Annotated in this window: 19 protein-coding genes; 9 read left to right on the top strand and 10 right to left on the bottom strand. The window is 54.1% G+C overall.

Annotation, left to right across the window (positions count from 1 at the left end; all coding sequences use genetic code 11):
• Nucleotides 1-411 precede the first annotated feature (411 nt).
• The 5 genes from fimA (at nucleotide 412) to sfmF (ending at nucleotide 5,867) form a co-directional block, all read left to right on the top strand.
• The gene (gene fimA, locus L2097_RS17405; protein ID WP_047372542.1) at nucleotides 412-963 is read left to right on the top strand and encodes a type 1 fimbrial major subunit FimA; all 552 of its coding nucleotides are present in this window, start codon (nucleotides 412-414) and stop codon (nucleotides 961-963) included.
• Between the two features lie 71 nt (nucleotides 964-1,034).
• Nucleotides 1,035-1,727 (top strand): type 1 fimbria chaperone FimC, encoded by a 693-nt coding sequence (fimC, locus tag L2097_RS17400; RefSeq protein WP_047372541.1) that lies wholly within the window; start codon nucleotides 1,035-1,037, stop codon nucleotides 1,725-1,727.
• Between the two features lie 18 nt (nucleotides 1,728-1,745).
• Nucleotides 1,746-4,328, top strand: coding sequence for a fimbrial biogenesis usher protein (locus L2097_RS17395; RefSeq protein ID WP_502799313.1), 2,583 nt, complete (start codon nucleotides 1,746-1,748; stop codon nucleotides 4,326-4,328).
• 4 nt (nucleotides 4,329-4,332) lie between these two features.
• Entirely contained in the window at nucleotides 4,333-5,340 is a 1,008-nt protein-coding gene (gene fimH / locus L2097_RS17390; protein ID WP_047372539.1) for a type 1 fimbria D-mannose specific adhesin FimH, read from the top strand.
• Between the two features lie 8 nt (nucleotides 5,341-5,348).
• The gene (sfmF, locus tag L2097_RS17385) at nucleotides 5,349-5,867 is read left to right on the top strand and encodes a fimbria assembly protein (protein WP_047372538.1); all 519 of its coding nucleotides are present in this window, start codon (nucleotides 5,349-5,351) and stop codon (nucleotides 5,865-5,867) included.
• Between the two features lie 50 nt (nucleotides 5,868-5,917).
• On the opposite strand, the gene fimZ is transcribed toward sfmF, so the two are convergent.
• Together fimZ and fimY are read right to left on the bottom strand one after the other, a co-directional pair.
• Nucleotides 5,918-6,550, bottom strand: coding sequence for a fimbria biosynthesis transcriptional regulator FimZ (gene fimZ, locus L2097_RS17380; RefSeq protein ID WP_047372537.1), 633 nt, complete (start codon nucleotides 6,548-6,550; stop codon nucleotides 5,918-5,920).
• A 608-nt stretch (nucleotides 6,551-7,158) separates the two neighbouring features.
• A complete protein-coding gene (gene fimY / locus L2097_RS17375) occupies nucleotides 7,159-7,872 on the bottom strand; it encodes a fimbria biosynthesis regulator FimY (protein ID WP_047372536.1) in 714 nt (237 codons plus the stop codon).
• A gap of 411 nt (nucleotides 7,873-8,283) precedes the next feature.
• On the opposite strand from fimY, the gene L2097_RS17370 reads away from it, so the two are divergent.
• From L2097_RS17370 to L2097_RS17355, 4 genes are all read left to right on the top strand, one after another.
• Nucleotides 8,284-9,072, top strand: coding sequence for an IclR family transcriptional regulator (locus L2097_RS17370; protein WP_047372535.1), 789 nt, complete (start codon nucleotides 8,284-8,286; stop codon nucleotides 9,070-9,072).
• Nucleotides 9,073-9,076: 4 nt separating this feature from the next.
• Entirely contained in the window at nucleotides 9,077-9,982 is a 906-nt protein-coding gene (locus L2097_RS17365) for a dihydrodipicolinate synthase family protein (RefSeq protein WP_250353371.1), read from the top strand.
• Between the two features lie 10 nt (nucleotides 9,983-9,992).
• A complete protein-coding gene (locus L2097_RS17360; RefSeq protein WP_250353370.1) occupies nucleotides 9,993-11,960 on the top strand; it encodes a YjhG/YagF family D-xylonate dehydratase in 1,968 nt (655 codons plus the stop codon).
• A 94-nt stretch (nucleotides 11,961-12,054) separates the two neighbouring features.
• The gene (locus L2097_RS17355; RefSeq protein ID WP_047372532.1) at nucleotides 12,055-13,404 is read left to right on the top strand and encodes a GntP family permease; all 1,350 of its coding nucleotides are present in this window, start codon (nucleotides 12,055-12,057) and stop codon (nucleotides 13,402-13,404) included.
• A gap of 176 nt (nucleotides 13,405-13,580) precedes the next feature.
• Here the strand turns inward: L2097_RS17355 and L2097_RS17350 are convergent, their stop codons facing one another.
• From L2097_RS17350 to L2097_RS17315, 8 genes are all read right to left on the bottom strand, one after another.
• On the bottom strand, nucleotides 13,581-14,156 hold the full coding sequence (locus L2097_RS17350) for a PIN domain-containing protein (RefSeq protein WP_047372531.1): 576 nt from the start codon (nucleotides 14,154-14,156) through the stop codon (nucleotides 13,581-13,583).
• Nucleotides 14,156-14,611: a helix-turn-helix domain-containing protein gene (locus tag L2097_RS17345; protein ID WP_047372530.1), complete on the bottom strand. Its 456-nt coding sequence runs from the start codon at nucleotides 14,609-14,611 to the stop codon at nucleotides 14,156-14,158. Before L2097_RS17345 ends, L2097_RS17350 begins: the two co-directional genes overlap by 1 nt.
• A 112-nt stretch (nucleotides 14,612-14,723) precedes the next feature.
• Nucleotides 14,724-15,221: a helix-turn-helix domain-containing protein gene (locus tag L2097_RS17340; protein ID WP_250353369.1), complete on the bottom strand. Its 498-nt coding sequence runs from the start codon at nucleotides 15,219-15,221 to the stop codon at nucleotides 14,724-14,726.
• Between the two features lie 26 nt (nucleotides 15,222-15,247).
• A complete protein-coding gene (locus L2097_RS17335) occupies nucleotides 15,248-15,733 on the bottom strand; it encodes a TlpA family protein disulfide reductase (RefSeq protein ID WP_085005110.1) in 486 nt (161 codons plus the stop codon).
• The gene (locus L2097_RS17330; protein WP_085005111.1) at nucleotides 15,720-16,415 is read right to left on the bottom strand and encodes an ABC transporter ATP-binding protein; all 696 of its coding nucleotides are present in this window, start codon (nucleotides 16,413-16,415) and stop codon (nucleotides 15,720-15,722) included. Before L2097_RS17330 ends, L2097_RS17335 begins: the two co-directional genes overlap by 14 nt.
• A 4-nt stretch (nucleotides 16,416-16,419) precedes the next feature.
• Nucleotides 16,420-17,550 carry an ABC transporter permease gene (locus L2097_RS17325; protein WP_250353368.1) on the bottom strand — a complete coding sequence of 377 codons (1,131 nt, stop codon included), beginning with the start codon at nucleotides 17,548-17,550 and terminating at the stop codon, nucleotides 16,420-16,422.
• Nucleotides 17,540-18,823: an ABC transporter permease gene (locus L2097_RS17320; protein ID WP_085005113.1), complete on the bottom strand. Its 1,284-nt coding sequence runs from the start codon at nucleotides 18,821-18,823 to the stop codon at nucleotides 17,540-17,542. The genes L2097_RS17325 and L2097_RS17320 overlap by 11 nt, the downstream gene beginning before the upstream one ends.
• A gap of 2 nt (nucleotides 18,824-18,825) precedes the next feature.
• Entirely contained in the window at nucleotides 18,826-20,205 is a 1,380-nt protein-coding gene (locus L2097_RS17315; protein ID WP_250353367.1) for a Fe-S-containing protein, read from the bottom strand.
• Nucleotides 20,206-20,236 lie beyond the last annotated feature (31 nt).

The following is a 20,236-nucleotide window of genomic DNA, read 5'->3' as shown; positions in this document are numbered from 1 at the left end:
TCCCCCTCACGCCGCCCCCCTCCGGATGAGGAAGAAAAGCGGCTCCGCGCCGAAGGCTCCATCATTAAATCGTTTCATTCAACCTAATATAATAAACATTAAAAATTGTTAACCTTCGTCATTTTGATCAGCCTAAACAATCGCTCACAAATCATATCAACTACGTTCATTCTTATATCCAATTAAGAAACACCTTAGTCCGTTCAAAGCTATTTCGAATATTATTCGCCCTTTCGACAGATTAATTTATAACCACGGCACAAACGCGATGTATAAGCCGTCCTTAACCGACTATCTCAGGAGAGAGAGAAAGCCCCGGTTACTGACAAAGGTTTTAATACATGCAATGTCGTTATCACTTAAATGGATCCGGCTTAGTGCTGGCGTTATATATTTTTTCAAGGAAAAGCGATGAATATGAAATTAATGTCTGCGTCCGTTGCAACAGGTCTTATGTTATTAGCAGGTGCGGCACAGGCCGATGTGGTTACCGTGAACGGTGGTACTGTGCATTTTGAAGGTAAGCTGATCAATGCGGCCTGTTCCGTCAGCACCAAGTCTGCTAACCAGACGGTACAACTCGGACAGTATCGCACCGCGATGTTCACCAAAGTGGGTGATACCTCCGCACTGATCCCCTTCACCATCGTGCTGAATGACTGTGACCCGAGCGTGGCGCAAACCGCTGCCGTTTCTTTCTCTGGCCAGGCCGATGCCGTTAACAACTCGTTGCTGGCCATTGCCTCTTCGGAGAATACCTCTACCGCAAAAGGTGTGGGTATTGAGATCCTCGACGAAGCCTCTAACCCGCTCAAACCTGACGGCGTTGTCACCTCCGTAGCACACACGCTGTTCGAAGGCACCAACACCCTGAACTTTTCTGCGCGCTATAAAGCGACTGCAGCAACGACTTCACCAGGTCAGGCAAATGCTGATGCCACATTCATCATGAAATACGAATAAGGCAGTTGGCGTAAGGAGAATACCGGCCCCAGGGATGGGGCAAATTTATGTCCACAACGAGTCCTTGTGCTATGAATCATTATTTAAAAAACACCTTTGGCGCTTTATTTTTCGCCATGCTGTCATTGCCTGTTTACGCAGACGGCGGTATTTCACTGGGAGCCACCAGGATTATTTATCCTGCAAGCGCGCAACAAACATCACTGGCAATTACCAACAGTGGCGAAAAAGAACGCTTCCTGGTGAACTCATGGGTAGAAAATAATAAGGGCGAAAAAGAGAAAGCGTTTATCGTGACGCCCCCTTTATTCGTCAGCGAACCGAAAAGCGAACATACCCTGCGTATTATTTATGCCGGGCAGCCCCTGCCTGCCGATCGGGAATCTATTTTCTGGATGAACGTCAAAGCGATTCCGTCGGTAGATAAAGACAGTCTTGAGGGGAAAAACGTTCTCCAGTTAGCGGTGCTATCACGCATCAAACTGTTCGTGCGCCCGGCCAAATTACCCGGGTCACCGGAAACGGCACCCGCACAGTTGGCGTTCTCACGCGCGGGAAACAATCTGGTTATTACCAATCCCTCGCCTTACTACGTCACGCTGGTCAACGTACGAATGGGAACCCAGAAGCTGGACAACGTGATGGTCGCGCCGAAAAACCGTGCCCAGGTTGCCCTTCCCGCCAACCTTTCGGGGGGCGTCACGTTCCAGACCGTCAATGACTATGGAGCAGTCACGCCCCACCTCACTGCCAGCCTGCACTAAGTCCTCACAGGAATCATGATGAATACGCTCGCGTCCTTTTCATTATGCCGTGCCCGATGGGTTGTACTGGCCGCGCTGTACCCGACAGTTGGCAGCGCCGGAAGCTATTTCAACCCGGCTTTCTTATCCAGCGACGCCGCCAACGTCGCGGATCTGTCTCGCTTTGAGAAAGGCAACAATCAGCCCCCCGGCGTTTATCGCGTGGATGTCTGGCGTAATGACGAGTTCTTTAGCAGCCAGGATGTGCGTTTCGTCGTGAAGCCTGATCATACCGGTGCCGATGCATCCGGTGGACTCACGCCGTGCTTTAACAGCGAATGGCTGTCGCGCATAGGCGTAAACCTGCAGGCTTTCCCTGCACTGGCGACATCAAAGGATGACTGTCTTGATATCCCGGCGACCATTCCGGGGGCAACGTTGACTTACCACTTTGCCTCACAGCGACTCGACGTCAACATCCCACAGGCGGCGATGCACAACAGTGCGCGCGGCTACATTCCTCCCGAAGAGTGGGACGAGGGCATCACCGCGGCGCTGCTCAATTACAACTTCACCGGCAGCCGGGGTACCGACAGCGACAACTACTTTTTAAGCCTGCAAAGTGGCCTCAACTATGGCCCATGGCGGCTGCGCAACGACAGCGCATGGCGTTACTCCCACAGCAACGGTGACGTTGCCCGAAGCTGGAGCAACATTGGCACCTGGGTACAACGGGCCATCGTCCCGCTGAAAAGCGAGCTGGTGATGGGTGACAGCAACACCAATAACACCGTCTTCGATAGCCTCGGCTTTCGTGGCGCCCGCTTGTCCTCATCAGACAGCATGTATCCGGATAGCCTGCAAGGTTATGCCCCCACCGTACGGGGTATCGCCCGCACCCCCGCCAAACTGGTGATTCGCCAGAACGGATACGTTATTTATCAGAGCTTTATCTCTGCGGGGGCCTTCACCATCAATGATCTGAGCCCCACCTCTTCCAGCGGCGACCTTGACGTTACCATAGAAGAGAAAGACGGCAGCCAGCAGCGCTACACCGTGCCCTATTCCACCGTACCGCTGTTACAACGTGAAGGGCGCATGAAATATGACGTAGTGGTAGGGAAATACCGCAGTGGCAACACTCAGCAATCTCAGCCTTCTTTTGGGCAGGCAACGCTGGTCGCTGGCCTGCCCGGTAATTACACCGCCTATACCGGCACTCAGCTGGCATCACGCTATAGCGCGTTCGTGCTGGGCGCCGGGAAAAACCTCGGCGACTGGGGCGCGGTCTCCTTTGATGTCACCCACGCGCGCAGCACGCTGGCCGACAGCAGCACCCACGAAGGGCAGTCTTTGCGCTTTCTGTATGCGAAATCCCTTAACCGTTTTGGCACCAACTTCCAGCTGTTGGGCTATCGCTACTCCACACGCGGCTTTTATACCCTCAGCGATGTCGCGTATCGCAATATGGAAAGTTATGAATACGAAGAAGACAGCGATGGCGAGTGGCATAAGACCCCGGTCCTCAAGAGCTGGCACAACCTTTACAACAGCAAAAAGGGGCGCTTTCAGGCCAACATTTCCCAAAACCTGGGCAATTACGGCTCGGTATATCTCTCTGGCAGTCAGCAAACCTACTGGAACACCCACGACGCCGACACGTGGTATCAACTGGGCTACGCCAGTAGCTGGCGCGGGATGAGCTATTCCTTCACCGGGTCCTGGAATAAATCGCAGGCGACGGGCGGCAAAGACAAAATCGTCGCCTTCAACCTCACCGTGCCCTTTAGCGTGTTCAGCGGCCAGCGCTTTAACCGTGACAGCGCGCTCGATCGCGCCTGGGCAAGCGTGAGTGCTAACCGCAATAGCAACGGGCAAAACAACTGGCGCACAGGGGTGGGCGGCACGTTACTGGAAGAGCGCAACCTCAGCTACAGCGTCAACCAGGGGCGCAGTAATATCAATGGTTACAGCGGCAGTGCCAGCGCGAACTGGCAGGCGGCTTATGGCACGCTGGGGCTCGGTTACAACTACGACCGGGATCAACACGATTACAACTGGCAACTGGCGGGCGGCATCATCGGACATGCGGACGGCGTGACCTTTAGCCAACCGCCTGGCGAGACCAATGTGTTGATTAAAGCGCCCGGCGCCCGGGGTGTGCGCATTGAAAATCAGACCGGCGTCAAAACCGACTGGCGCGGCTACGCGGTAATACCGTATGCCACCGTTTATCGCTATAACCGTATCGCGCTGGATACCCTCTCGATGGATAACCACACCGACGTGGAAAACAACGTCAGCCGTGTGGTGCCGACCCAGGGCGCGCTGGTACGCGCCAGTTTCGATACGCGAATTGGCGTGCGCGCGCTGCTCACCGTCAAACGGGGCGACCGCCCGGTGCCGTTTGGTGCCATCGTGCGTGAAACAGGCAGTGGCCTCACCAGTATGGTGGGCGAGGACGGGCAAATTTACCTCAGTGGTTTGCCGTTAGCAGGCGAACTGCTGGTGCAATGGGGCGACGATGCCCGGTCACGCTGCACGGCCCGTTATACATTGCCTGAACAGAGCCTCAGGCAGGCCGTGGCGCAGGCTACCCTCACCTGTGAGCAAAAAGGATAATGCGATGAACAGAAACGCTATGCTGGCTATAGGTGCCGCCGCGCTGGCGATATCAGGCAGCGCCAGTGCCACCATTTGCTACAACAGGCAAGGCGCCGCTACCGATATTTATTATGACTTGTCGAATACGTTTAACAGTTCGAACAATAAACCAGGACAAATCGTTACGCTCCCCGACAAATCCGGCTGGGTGGGCGTTGAAGCCATCTGTCCGGCGGGAACCACCGTTAATTACACCTACCGCAGTTACGTGAGCGAACGGGACCCGGAAAGTATCGAAGGAGGATATAAATACCTAAGAATAAATGACTATTTACAGGGCGCGATGCAAATCACCGATTCCGCCGCCGGTGTTTTTTACCCTCCCCAGAATTATATCCGCATGGGGGTGGATGGAAATGTCAGTAACCAAAAGCCATTTCAGGTGAATGACTCGAAGCTGATTTTAAAGCTGAAAGTGACCCGACCGTTCATCAGTATGGTGCCGATTCCGCGCCAGACCATGCTGACGGTTTACGTGACAACGACCACCGCCGATGCGCTGACCACGCCGGTCTATACCATCAGTTACAGCGGTAAAATTGAAGTGCCGCAAAATTGTGAGATTAACGCAGGTCAGGTGGTGGAGTTCGATTTCGGCAATATCGGCGCATCGCTGTTTAGCCGCGCCGGCCCCGGCGGGCGTCCGGAAACGGCCAGACCGCAAACCCGGCGTGTGGCCATCAAGTGCACCAATATCGACGCGCAGGCTTACCTCTCCATGCGTCTGGAGGCAGAAGATCACCAGGATAATATGATGATTTCGGATAACAAAGATGTCGGCTTTATGATTGCTGAAGAAGGTGGAAACATACTCACGCCAAATACGCTGGCCAGTAAAATCAGGTTTCAACTGGATGACAACGCGCAGGCCAGTGTGGGGATTCGCGCCTGGCCGGTGAGCGTCACGGGCAACAAACCTGCGGAAGGGCCATTCAGCGCACGCGGCTATTTACGCGTGGATTTTGACTGAGGTGCAAGATGGTAAACCTGCAACGTTATCTGATGCTGTTGCCTTTTGTATTGAGCCCCGCCGCGCTGGCGATCACGCCGCTGGGGGAAATCAATATTGAGCTTCGGGGCAATGTGGTGGATTTCACCTGCGCTGTCGAGGCAGCTGACAGTAACAAAACGGTTGCGCTCGGTACCTGGCCAACAAAGCAATTGCGTACCGCCGGGAGCACCACGCAGCCGGTCCCTTTCACGCTGCATCTAGTCGACTGCCCGCCGGGCAGCGCGTCGATTACTTTTTCCGGCGCGCCGGCAACGGATAACGCACTCCTGGCGCTGAGCGACAGCGAAATGGCGAAAAAAGTAGCCATTGAATTGCGCGACAGCGATCGCAAGCGTCTCCCTTTGCAAAGCGCCAGCCCACCGGTGCCCATTGATGACGAGGGGAATGCGACGCTCCATTTTTATGCCAATTACATCGCCCTTGCCGATACCCCCCAGCCGGGTCAGGCGAACGCCGAGGCGACCTTTACGATCAATTATTACTGACCGCCGTTGCATGACAACACGCCCGGAAGCTTGTCTCCCGGGCGTGTTTTCTAGAGAAGCTCGTGTGATTTCGCGTAATCAATCAACTCGACAATCGTTTGCACGCCAAGCTTAGAAAATATATTGGATTTATGTGCACTGATCGTTTTATTACTCAGCAGCAAATGATCTGCTATTTCCTTATTCGACAAACCATTCGCCAGATAACGCAACACCGTGACTTCCCGATTAGACAATGGCATATCCCACTGCTCGCCTTTTCGCCGTGCCGGGTGATTAATCAAGTTGATGGTGTCGGACGGGAAAAAAGAATAGCCCGCAAGGATCATTTCGACAGCATTATAAATATCACATAAATCTTTTCGTTTACTGACAAAACCATTCGCACCGGCTCTGATTGCCCGCCCGGCATAAAATGATTCTGACTTCGCAGAGAGAAACAGAACATTGATTTTCTCATTTATCGCTTTCATCCTGCGAAGCAGGCTAAAGCCGTCTGTCTTTGGTAATTCAATATCCAGAATCACCAAATCAACGGGATTAGCACGAATATAATCAAGTGCGGTACGACTATCGTCGGTTTTAAGCACTACCTGTACGTCTTTGTTTTTTGCGAGCAGCACATCTATCGACATTCTGACAATAGGGTGCTCATCCAGAATGATAACGGAAGCCGGTTTCATATTGTGCCTCTGACTTTTTTCTTAACGAAACGCCAATAATTCACATTAGCGGTGAATGGGTTAATGTAAAATCAAGAATTCAATGCCGGGGCCTTCCAGGGGAAAACCGTGAGCATCCATGCTGACTGATTTATTTCCACTCGCAGACTGCGAAGATGGGAAATAGTCTTGTCGTACTGCAGTTGAGATAAGTCTTATTTGTTAATAAGTTGAGATGATTATACCTGGGACGCTTCATTCGAAAAGCCTTATAAAAATAAAAGCTTTTTTCAAAAAAATTAAATCCTGCAAATCGGGGAGTATACCGTCTGATTTCGAAACGAAACCCTAACGAAAATGCATTTTTAAGATTTCCGTTTTGTTTTTAACAGGGAAAACAACGCTGTAACCCGAATGTTTGGCGTTCGTTAATCGGATCCGTTCTTTTTTTATACGTATTATTTACCAACAGCCTGTTTTTACATTAAAAAAACGGATGACCTTCAGAGACAAATCCTGTCCAGGAATAGTTGCAATTGTTAATCAAATGTAAATCAATTTCCTAGAAATGCGCAGAAATAAGTAGTTTCTTAGGTCGACACGGAGAGTAACAACTCCCCTGACCCGCCTTAATGATTTACATCAAGCGTTAATCGATGGAGCAACTGTGTCAAATGCAGGCGGGTGGATAGCCCAAGACGCTGTAAGAGTGTGGTGACTCGGTAAACCGCGCGATGATAAGGCATCCCAAGCTGACGCGCCGTTTCTTTTAATGTGTGCCCCTGGGCCAGCCGGGTGAGGAGTTGCCATTCTGTGGGTGAGAAACGCGGCGGGGTTTCCGGCAAAGGTGGCGCTAACAGGGCTTCTCTGAGTTGACGTACAGGCTGATTGCGTTTGAGTAGCTCAAACGGCCCCGCAGCACAGAAAAACGCACACATGGGAGGGTCCGGATGGGAGACCAGCAGATAGGTACGCAGCCCGTCTTTTGCCAGGCAATGCCCACGCAGCGCCTCAAGCACAGCAAAACGGCTGCTGGTGAGGCTTTCCATATCGACAATCAATGAAGAGAGACTGCTGTCACCCAGACGATAACGGGCAGCATCCAGCGACGGGAATACGGCGGTCCGCTTGCCGATAAAGAGATGTCGGCTCCATGCGTAAGCCAGAAAGCTGTCAGTGGAAATAAGCATCTGACTGATGATGCTTTCAGGTAAGGTATAGCTTAACTGCTGTGAGAGCTGCTCCAGACCGTCAATAATCTGCGGAACATCATGCCGATACGGCAAAACCGTATGTCTGGATTTGGTTCTGCGCTTCTTTTCCCTGCGCGCCTCGCTCCGCATTTTTCCTCGCATATGATGTATTACCCAATGGATTGCCGCAGTCTCATCAGGTCCGGAGGTCATAGTGCCAGGGTTTACCTAAACGATAACGAGCTAAATGGCGTTTATGTGCGGATAACGCATCCGTTTATCCGCAGGACAAGCTTATTTTGTTCAGCATTTCATTGAGGCGCATAGGTGCTCTTACTTAAAACCATGCGCGATTTTTCGCAAAGGAGGATGGCCCGTTGTGGCGTGATGGTTTTCTCCTTAATAGCGGCACAATGCCCCTGGATGGCGGAATAAATCCATTATTCAAAACCTCGTCACAGATCACGTTTCCCGCCCCTAACTCGGTTCAGCCTGTTGAACCAGACGTATTTTCCGCTTTACTGGACAGATAAACTTTTCTCCATCAACACAGGAGCCGTTATGGGCGGTAAAGGATGTAATTCACTTATTCGGGCTGAGAAAATACTGACCTATATAGCGTATGTCGGTGCAGCGAGTTTTATGGAGCTCCTGCGGGAATTTCAATATCCCAAGAGCAGCCTGCTGAATTTATTAAATGTGATGGTCGATTGCGGCTTTTTAACCAAAAGCGAGCGCAACCAATATTCACTCGGCATTAAAAACTATGAACTTGGCTGCCAGGCGTTACACCGAAAAAATATTTTTGAGGTCACTAAACGCCCGATGCAGGAACTCTCGCAAAAAAGTGGGCTGGTCTGTCATTTAGGGGCTATCGAGGACTGCTACGCCATTTATCTCGATAAAGTGGAAGGGCCAGACACCGTACCAACGAAAAAAAGCTGGATTGGCAAGAAGTTAGAATTACACATCACGGCGTTGGGTAAGGCATTACTCGCCTGGAAGCCCCGTGAGGAGATGGATTATTTTTTAAATGCACTCACGCTGACACCCCATACCCGAAATACCTTTACGGATAAAAAATTATTTTGGGAAGAATTGCAGAAAACGCGTCTACGCGGATGGGCCATAGACAATGAAGAATCAACCTATGGCGCAGTATGTCTGAGTATGCCGGTATTCAATATGTATAACCGGGTTAATTATGCGATCTCACTGTCGGGCGATCCGGTGGTGTATTCAGGAAATAAGATCGATGGTTATCTCGAATTGCTCCGTCAGTGCGCCGGGCAAATATCATATGGGCTGGGGTACCGAAGTGAAAGTGAAAACCTAAGAAAAGGAAACTGATGTAATGAAAAAGTTCAGGGGAATTATTCCGCCGGTCTCCAGCACCTTTGATAACGACGGAAATATCGATAAAACGGCCATGAAAGCGGTCGCTGATTTTCTGATTGAGAAAGGGGTCGACGGACTGTTTTATCTGGGGACCGGCGGGGAATTCAGCCAGATGAACACCAGCCAGCGGATGGCGCTCGCCGAAGCGGCGGTTGCCACAGCCGACAAGCGCGTTCCGGTATTGATTGGCGTGGGTTCTCCCTCCACCGACGAAGCGGTGAAGCTGGCACAGCATGCCGAAGTTTGCGGTGCTGATGGCATTGTTGCTATTAACCCTTACTACTGGAAAGTCGCCCCGCGCAACCTGGACGATTATTACCACCGTATCGCGCGCAGCGTAAATCTGCCGGTGATCATCTATAACTTCCCCGACCTGACCGGTCAGGACTTAACGCCTGAGACCGTCAAACGCCTGGTGCTGCAAAACGACAACATCGTTGGCATTAAAGACACCATCGACAGCGTCGGCCACCTGCGCACAATGATCAACACCGTCAAAGCGGTGCGCCCGGATTTCTCCGTTTTCTGCGGCTACGACGACCATTTACTCAACACGTTGCTGCTGGGCGGGGACGGGTCGATTACCGCCAGCGCCAACTTCGCGCCGGAATTATCCATCGGCATCTATCGCGCCTGGCAGGAAAACGACCTCGCCACAGCCGCCACACTTAACAAAAAATTGCTCCAGTTGCCGTCAATTTATGCGCTGGAAACCCCGTTTGTCTCACTCATCAAATATGCCATGCAGTGCGTGGGGCTCCCGGTGAACACGTATTGCCTGCCGCCGATCCTGGAAGCGTCGACGGAAGCAAAAGAAAAAGTGAGAGCGCTCCTGTCCTCTCAGGGAATTTTAAAACAATAAGGGGAACACCATGTCTGTTCGCGAAATATTTGATAACGACAACCGGGAGATTTACCACGTCAGGACGCACGCCGCTGGCCCGCAAGGCGAGCTGCCTCTGACCCCGGATATGCTTGTTAACCGACCCAGTGGCGATATTTTTGGTATGACGATGAATGCCGGGATGGGCTGGTCGCCAGACGAGCTTAACCGTGATGGCATTCTGCTACTGAGTACGCTGGGCGGGCTTCGCGGGCCAGACGGAAAACCTGTCGCGCTGGCGCTTCACCAGGGCCACTATGAGCTGGATATCCAGATGAAAGCGGCGGCTGACGTTATCAAACACAATAACGCCCTGCCTTACGCGGTCTATGTCTCCGACCCGTGCGATGGCCGCACGCAGGGCACAACCGGCATGTTCGACTCATTACCCTACCGCAACGACGCCTCGATGGTGATGCGCCGCCTGATTCGCTCCCTGCCGGATGCCAAAGCAGTGATTGGCGTGGCGACCTGCGACAAAGGACTGCCCGCCACCATGATGGCGCTCGCCTCTCAGCACGATAAAGCCACGGTGCTGATCCCAGGCGGAGCGACGCTGCCTGCGCTGCATGGCGAAGATAACGGCAAAGTGCAGACCATCGGCGCGCGTTTTGCCAATGGCGAATTGTCGTTACAGGGCGCTCGCCGGGCCGGTTGCCAGGCCTGCGCGTCATCCGGCGGCGGCTGTCAGTTCCTGGGCACGGCGGGCACCTCTCAGGTGGTGGCCGAAGGCTTAGGGCTGGCTATCCCCCACTCCGCGCTGGCGCCATCAGGCGAGCCGGTGTGGCAGGAAATCGCCCGAGCCTCTGCCCGCGCGGCGCTGCAACTGACCCACAAGGGCATCACCACGAAGGATATCCTTACCGATAAAGCCTTTGAGAATGCCATGATGGTTCACGCGGCCTTTGGCGGCTCCACCAACCTGCTGCTGCATATCCCGGCGATTGCCCATCAGGCGGGCTGTCATATTCCCACCGTTGAAGACTGGATCCGCATTAACAAGCGAGTGCCGCGCTTAGTGAGCGTACTGCCGAACGGCCCGGTCTATCACCCGACGGTCAATGCCTTTATGGCGGGCGGCGTACCGGAGGTGATGTTGCATCTGCGCAGCCTCGGTTTACTGCATGAAGATGTCATGACCGTCACCGGTAATACCCTCAAGGAAAACCTCGACTGGTGGGAGCAGTCCGAACGTCGGCAGATTTTCAAGGAGCTGTTATTTAAGCAAGAACAGGTCGCAGCGGATGATGTCATTATGTCGCCGCAGCAGGCCGCTAAACGCGGACTGACGTCCACCATTACCTTCCCGGTGGGCAATATCGCGCCGGAAGGATCGGTCATTAAGTCCACGGCCATTGATGCATCGGTGATTAATGAAGAGGGCGTTTATTACCATAAAGGCGCGGCGAAGGTCTATCTCTCGGAAAAAGCCGCTATTTACGATATTAAGCACGACAAAATTAAAGCGGGCGATATTCTGGTGATTATTGGCGCGGGCCCCTCCGGTACGGGAATGGAAGAGACCTATCAGGTCACCAGCGCGCTGAAACATCTGTCATACGGTAAACATGTCTCGTTAATTACCGATGCCCGTTTCTCCGGTGTTTCAACCGGTGCCTGTATTGGTCACGTCGGGCCAGAAGCCCTGGCGGGTGGGCCGATTGGTAAGTTACGTACCGGAGATATTATTGAAATTAAAATTGACTGCAAACAACTGCATGGGGAGGTGAATTTCTTAGGAACCGATATAGAGAGTATTCTGCCATCGCGTGAGGAAGCGGCTGCCTTATTAAATGCCCGGAATACGCATCCGGATTTAATGCCTGACCCGGAATTACCGGACGATACCCGCCTCTGGGCAATGTTGCAGGCCGTGAGCGGCGGTACATGGCGCGGCTGTATTTATGACGTTAATAAAATAAGTGAAGCACTACAGGACTATATTAATAAGCCCTGAGTTAAGTCATACCCATTATTAAGTTTTTATTATTCGACTGCCTGGCTCAGGCAGTCTGGTAGCTCACATCTGTATCCTGGAAAGAGAGGACGTTATGCCACTATTTATCGTCGTGGCAGGTATTGCTGTACTCCTGCTTTTAACTATAAGAATAAAATTAAATACTTTTGTTTCGTTAATTATCGTCTCAATCGGGGTCGCCATCGCCAGTGGAATGAACCTGAATAAAGTTGTTACCTCGGTCGAATCCGGCCTTGGCGGTACGCTGGGCCATATAGGTTTGATATTTGGCTTCGGCGTGATGCTCGGGCGTTTATTATCTGATGCCGGCGGCGCACAGCGTATCGCGCTGACCATGCTGAAATATTTCGGTGCGAAAAAACTCGACTGGGCGGTAGTCTGTTCGGCGTTTATCGTCGGGATTGCGCTCTTTTTCGAAGTCGGCCTGATTCTGCTGGTGCCGATTATCTTCGCCATCGCCCGCGAAGCGAAAATATCGCCGATGTATATGTGCGTGCCGATGCTGTCCGGTTTACTGGTTGCGCACGGTTTTCTGCCGCCGCACCCGGGACCGACTGTGATCGCCCGTGAATATGGCGCAGATGTCGGCCTTGTGTTGATTTACGGCATTATCGTGGGCATTCCAACCTTTATTCTCTGTGGTCCGCTGCTGAATAAAGTGTGTCAGCGATTGATTCCGGATGCCTTTAAAAAAGAGGGCAATATTGCCTCTCTCGGCGCCACAAAGAGTTTTACCGAGAGCGAAATGCCAGGGTTTGGCATTAGCTTTTTGACCGCCATGCTACCGGTTATTTTGATGGCGCTGGTGACCATTATGCAGATGGCTCGCCCGAAAGACGCGGGTGACCCTGGCATGCTGTATAACATCTTCCTGTTTTTGGGGAACTCCACTATCGCCATGCTGATTTCGCTGTTGTTCGCGATTTACACCATGGGTGTGGGTCGTGGGAAAACCATTTCGGAGCTGATGGACTCCTGTGGCAAAGCGATTGCCGGGATTGCCGGCCTGCTGTTGATTATCGGCGGCGGCGGTGCATTTAAGCAGGTGCTGATTGATTCCGGGGTGGGCCAGTATATTTCCACGCTAGTGTCAGGGATGGACATTAACCCGATTCTGATGGCCTGGGGTGTCGCGGCATTCCTGCGGATTTGTCTGGGGTCGGCCACGGTTGCCGCTATTTCCACCGCCGGGTTAGTGATTCCCCTGCTGGCAGCGCATCCTCATACCAATCTGGCGCTGATTACCCTGGCGACGGGTGCGGGTTCCTGCATCTGTTCGCACGTGAATGATGCAAGCTTCTGGATGATTAAGGATTTCTTCGGCCTGACCACCAAGGAGACGTTATTGTCCTGGACGTTAATGTCGACATTGCTCTCCATCTGCGGGCTGCTGTTTATTTTGCTGGCCAGCGTGGTGATGTAAGCCGCGCGGTAATCCGGGGAGAGGCGTCACCGTTAGGCTTCGTGCCTCGCGGGCATCTCCCCCTCACCCTGGCCCTCTCCCTCAGGGAGAGGGAACCGATCGTGCTCGCATTTTTTGTGGGGATCCCTCCCCCCTCAGAAAAGGGAGTAAATCACGCGGGCATCCCGCCACTGCCTTTAAATGGCGTAGCGATAGCCTTCCAGTGCTTTCACCGTCATGGGCAAGCCCTGTTTAAGCAGCATTGCCAGAAATTCATCAACTGTGAGCGGCGGGTGCCTGAGGGATTGACGTTGTCGTCTCACTGCTTCGAGTGCCAAAGCATGGTTGAGATCGAATAGATCGGAGATGAAATCATCAGGATGGAGCGCTTCGATATCAAAGGTATTGAGCACCGCCTGAGGAAAATCTTTGTGATTCAGCGTGACAATGATTTCAGCTTTGGCACGAATCGCAGCAGCCAGAACATGCCTGTCATCTTCATCTGGCAATTCAAGACCTGCAATCAATGACTCGTACCCGGTGACATTGGCATCGGGTAACGCAATATTCATTAACTCAACCGTTCGTTCAAGTGATGCGGGAGCGATATCGATGCGATTCTGCAATAGATTTCGGCACCACTCTTCATGGATACGGTGACTCCACTTTGGTTGATACAGACCAGCAATCCCTAAATGCATCAGCAAATCCCTTAGCCTCGCAGGGTATAAAACACATGCATCCAGCATCACCGGGTAAGGTGAGTGTTTCATTAGTACATCCCTAAGTCCTGCGCCTGATCGGCCAGCGCCTGCATGGCATCCAGGCTTTCATGTTCCCGTTTGTTTTTATAGTTCATTAAATCTGCAAACAAAACTCTGCGATGGCGACCTGTTTTGTGAAAAGGTAATTGCCCTTCTTCAAGCAGTTTGACCATATGGGGACGAGAGACATTAAGAATGTTTGCCGCTTCCTGCGTGGTGAGCTCGGCCTGGACGGGAACAATCTGCACGGCATTACCGGATGCCAGCTCGCCAAGAATATCCATCAGCAACGTCATCGCACTGGTGGGCAATTCAATTGTGTGGGTCTTTTCATCATCCCCAATAATTGAGATGCGCTGTGTTTCCAGCCGGGTAGACAGCCATGCTGCGAGTTCTTTTTGTCCGCGTTGTGCCAGTTCACTCTCACGCGTATCGGGAAGATTTAATGGGGTCGATTTTGTCATGTAGTTATCCTCCTTCTGCAATGGGAAGAAGTTTAATCGAAATAATCGAAACCAACAATAATCAAAATAAACGAAAAATAAGTATTCAACCAGAGGGGTCTGTTTCCAGCCGTCACGCCCTGGTGCGGCTAATCACCACTTCTTGCTTGATATTGCGGGCGGAAAAACAGGTGCCGTCCATAAGGTAAATCTCACGGACATCGTTCTCACTGGCGATGTTATCCAGGCTGGAGCTTTCCAGATCCAGCACATCTTTTGGTACGCGGTACTGTACCGCGTCCTCGGTATCAAACAGCACATACTCCGTTTTGTTGTAGAGCGCGTGGTTGCTTTTGACATAGAGAATGTAGTGCAGCGTGCTGAGCGTCAGCCCGGTCTTTTTGGCGATCTCTTTCAGGCTGAGGTTTTCCGGGGAGTCGTACAGCGCCTGCACTTGCTCAAGGTCTTTCTCGTTGTATTTCGGCACCCGCAGATGCAGGTTCAGCCGATAGGCCATGTTGCGTACGACGGTGATATTGGTATCCAGTTTCTCTGCTATTTGTCTCGTCGTGAGGATGCCTGCGCTCTTTCGCAGAAAACCTAACTTTTTGTCCGTCCAGATAAATGCCATAAACCGTTCTCTAAATCTCCGTTGTCTTACTGGCGTGCCAGCTGTACAAATGTTTCCTGTAATGCTGCTGGCTTGCGCGCACCCTGATGCAGGTCGAGTACCCGGCCCTGGCGATCGATCATCACCGACGTCGGCGTGCCGATCACCTGATAGCGTTCCTGGGTGATGTTGAGCTGGTCGCGCAGCACCGGATAGGTGATCTGGTGTTTTGCCAGCAGCGCTCGGATATCCACGGAATCCGGGTCGGTGTTCACCGCCACCACCACCACGTTGTCGCCATACTGTTTGCTGAGCGCCTGCAGGGTGTCCATTTCAGCCAGACAACCGCCACAGCTTGCTGACCAGAAATTGAGGTAAATCCCCTTGCCTTTCCAGCTGTCGAGGCTGGCGTCTTTACCGTGCAAATCAAACGCCGCCAGCGCAGGTGCGGGTGCGCCCTGTGCCAGTTTTTCTTCTTTGCAGCCGCTCAACAGCACCAGCAGTAGCAAAACAAACCCATTAAGCCAGCGCATGTTGTGTCCTCTCCTCGCCCAGATATTTCCCGTGCTGCAAACGCAAAATGCGGTCAGCAAACTGCCCCAGCGCCGGGTTGTGCGTCACCATCACGATGGTGCGGCCCTGGCGGTGCAGGTCGGTCAGCAGGTCCAGCACGCGCTGCTCGTTCTCTTCATCGAGGTTACCGGTCGGCTCATCGGCGAAAATCACCGGTGGCTCATTGACCAGCGCGCGGGCAATACACACCCTCTGCTGCTCACCACCGGAAAGCTGGCTCGGCAAGTGGGTCACGCGGTGCTCCAGCCCCACCTGCGCCAGCACGGCGCGGGCAGCGGCTTCATCCACCACGCTATGGTAGTGCTGGGCCAGCATGACGTTCTCCAGCGCCGTCAGAAACGGGATCAGGTGGAACTGCTGGAACACCAGGCCGATTTTCTCGGCGCGAAAACGGCGACGACCCTCTTCATCCAGTGCGGCGGCGTCGGTGCCGTCAAGGATCACCTGCCCTTCGGTGGCGGTATCCAGACAGGTCAGGATGTTCATCAGCGTGGTTTTACCGGAGCCGGACGCGCCCATGATCGCCACAAATTCACCCCGGGCGATGCGCAGATTAATGTCATCCAGCGCGGTGATATCACCGAAACGCTTGTATAAATGGCGGGTTTCAATCGCCATCTGCGGAATATGCGTGACAGACATGGCGTTACTCTCCTTTCAATACTTTTGCAGGTTCAACGCTCACTGCGCGTCGTACCGGAACAATGGCCGCGAGCACCGCGACCAGCAAAGACAGCACCAGGGTGATCGGTAGTACCGGCAGACGCAGGGAAATGGCGGCATTAAATACCGTCATGCCGAGCAGTTGCGCCAGCAGATACCCCAGAATCCAGCCCGTCACCACCGCCGCCAGCGCGATAATGCCGGTTTCCAGCACCATCTGGCGCATGATGTCGCCATTGCTTGAGCCAAGGGCTTTTTGCAGCGCGAACTCACGGGAACGTTCGCCAACAATCGCCATCAGCGTGGTGTTCACGCACAGCGATGAAAGCGCCAGAATGACGATGGAAACCAGCCCCATCAGCCCTTTGATTTTATCGAGCACCTGCCCTTCGGAGGCCGAGACTTTACGCACCGGGCGAATCTCAAGATCCGGATATTGCTGCTGTAAGGTCTGCGCGTAGCTCTCCACCTGCCCAACGTCGTTGCTGACGCTCAACAACGCGTGGCTGATTTTATCCGGCTGATGCAGCCAGCTTTGCGCTACGTCGAGGCTGACAATCAGCATGTTATCGGTGGCGTCACCCGCCTCGACAATGCCCTTCACTAGCAGTTTTTTGCGCTCTTTATGGTCGACCAGCGTAATGCTGTCGCCCGGTCGCACGTTGAGGCGTTCGGCCAGTTTGACGCCGACCATCGCGTTCCGGTCATCAAAACTCACGCCAATCCAGTTGCCGGTAACCTGCCAGTACGGCGCCAGTTTCTGCATCGATTCAAACCACACCCCGACCATCACCACTTTTTCCAGCTCGGTGCGCGCCATGCCGTATAGCCAGGGGCTGGCGCCGTGGATTAACCCTTTCGGCGCCTTATCGAGTATGGCCTGCAGTTCCGGCTGCGGCACGCTGGAGCCATGCGATGGGCCGATATAAAAGTTCGCCCCGAAGGTGCGCAGCTCTTCACTCATTTTGGTGTTAATGTCGAACCACACGGCGGAGAGCGCGGTGACAATGGTCGCCCCCACGGTGAGGGCGGCAAACACCACGCTGACACGCTGCAAACGCAGGCGCAACGCTCGCCACACCAGTAACCACAGCATGTCGCGCTTAGCGGCCATACAGCACCTCCACAGGATAAAGACGGGCAATGCGCCGGGCCGGGAACCAGGTGCCAATCAGTGAAATCAGTACCGCAATCACCAGCACGCAAGGGATCACCACCCAGGCGAAATTGAGCGGCGCATCAAACAGCATCAGCCCGATGGCCTTCGCCAGCCCCCACCCCGCAATACAGCCCACGGCGCCACCCGCCAGGCCGCTGGAGGCCGCCTCCAGGTAGAACAGCAGTAAGATTTGCCACTGGCGCGCACCCAGCGCTTTCATCAGGCCAATCTCTTTGGCGCGTTCCATGATGGTACTGGTCATCAGCGAGGCTATGCCCATCGCCGCAGCCGCCAGCGCGGCAAGGGTCACCACCCCCATCAGCAGCTGGATTTTGTCGATCACCACCCCTTCCGAGGCCGCAACCTGCCAGACCGGGCGCACTTCCGCGCCGGAAATCGCCTCTTCCAGTTGGTGGGCGATGGACGAGACATAGGCGGTGCAATACCAAAGGTCATACTCTTCGGCATTCAGCGCATCGAGGTTTTCACGGGCGCGGCGCGACAGTTCGTTTTCCGGCACCGTCAAGGCCGAGACGCGAATCGCCTGCACTTTGCCCTGTAAATTCAGCAGTTGCTGGACGACATTCAGCGGCATCACCAGTTGGTTATCTTCTTCACCGCCGCTGGATAAAATGCCGCTCACCACCACGGTTTGCGTGTGATTTCCGGCACTCAGCGTGAGTGTATCGCCCACTTTCCAGCCGCTGTTGCGCGCCAGCGCGTGGCCCACCAGGGTTTGCGGTACGTCGCCTGTCGGCTCCTGCGGCCACTCGCCGCTCACCTGCCAGAACGGACTCACCGTACGCTGCCCGGTCTGGTACCCCTCTTCATCCGGGATATCCACCGGCTGGCTAAAGAAGGTTCCTGACACCTGAATATCACGCCCGTTGACCGTCACCTCGCCGCCGAGCATCGGGGCAAAGCCGACTATGTTGTTCCGCCAGAAGATATCTTTGATGTTCGGTAATTCGGCTTCGTCGAGGAAATCCTGGCCGGAGAGCGGGTTGCTCTTTTCGCTGAACATCGCGGGCAGCGCCGCCTGTCCGGCAGGCTCAATCAGAATGTTCGCGCCGTAGGATTTCAGCTCGCGCGACATTTTGTCGCCGATATCAATCGACACCGCCAGCAGCGCCGAAATCAGGCTGGAGGCCAGGAAAACGGTGAGGATCGCCAGCATCTTGCGCCGGAGATTACGTCCCCAGGATTGCCGTAGCATTCGCCATAACATGACTATTCCTCCTTCGCCACGCCGGGAGCGTACTGCTCGGGCGCATTGCGGAAGCGGTTATAGTTCGCTTCGGACGCGAAGAACCAGGTTTTGCCGCCCCAGCTGTATTTGTACTCGGCGGATGTGTTGGTCAGCGTCGTTTTGTCCACCGGGTCGGTCACCTTGATGGTCATGACCGTAGAGAAGTAGTTCACCCCTGCCGCCAGCGCGTCGCCGGGGATGGTCAGCTCTTTCTCATCGTTGCGCCAGTTGTCGATCGGCACCGGGTTACAGCCGCCCGCTTTGCCAATCGAGGGAATGAAAATGTGTACCCCACAGGCCACGCAGATCACCTGATTGCCTTCCATCACATAGCCCTGATCGCCGCACAGCAGGCAGGCGTCGAAGACCACGCCGAAGCGCAATTTGTCCGGATAACGGTTGATGATGAAAAAGCGCACCGCTTTGCCGTCATCCGCCACCCACACGAAACGGTGCAGTTTGCCGTCACGCAGTTGTTCAACCGGCAGATGCACCATGCCGTCGCTGGCCAGCGTCACCGGCTGAGCTTCTGAGAGTTGCGGCGGCTGCGAAGCCACCAGGTCCCACCACAGCTGGCTACCCATAACCACGGCGGCACAGCCGACCGTGGTCATTAACAGGCGTAGCGCGTTACGACGCTGAGCACGGGCCAGACGGTGTGCAATCGGGTCGCGGGTGGACCAGACATCGCGGAAATAGCGACGTAAGCGGGGCAACCAGCACAGGCCGAGCAGCAGGAGTAAACCCGCGCCGACCCAGTTATACATTTGCGCGTTGTTCGTCACCCGCGCCACGAAGCTCAACAGCGGTTTCAGCAGCGGCATCACCTGCAGCTTCATCAGCAGCAACAGCAGGTTACCGCTGAGCGGCAGCCAGAGCATGATCATCACGATGACCGTCAGCGGCCAGTACAGCCAGCGCATCCGGCTGACCAGCATGCCGCACAGCACCGCCACCAGGCTCAGCACCGCAAACGCCAGCACCAGCGAGGTAAGGTTCAGCAGCAGATCGGTGTTCAGCACGTGGGTACTGGTGAGGCCGCCAAGGTTCGGGTCCAGCCCCCAGTGACGCGCCGCGCCCAGTACCAGAACCGCCTGCCACAGGTAACGCAGGCGATGCGGTGTCCACCAGAAACTGAGCAGAAACAGGAACGACACGAGGATTTCGCCGCAGACCAGCAGCAGTTGGATTTGCTGAGAACCGCGAAAAAGCAGGCCGAAGAGCAGCCCGGCAATCAGCCCAGGCAGCGTCGTCCACACCAGTGAACGCACGGTGGGCAGCGGACTACGGCTCCAGAGCAGGCCTGATAGCAGGGCTACGCAGAAAAAAACCTGTAGCGTGGTGACGAAAAAGTAACTCATAGCTTCGACTCGGGTGTGGCGGAAACAAAAA

This window comes from Citrobacter sp. MNAZ 1397, from assembly GCF_023613995.1.
In the GTDB taxonomy this organism is placed as follows: Bacteria; Pseudomonadota; Gammaproteobacteria; order Enterobacterales; family Enterobacteriaceae; genus Phytobacter; species Phytobacter ursingii.
The sequence above is the reverse complement of the archived record's forward strand: the minus strand, read 5'-3'. Positions and strand labels throughout refer to the sequence as shown.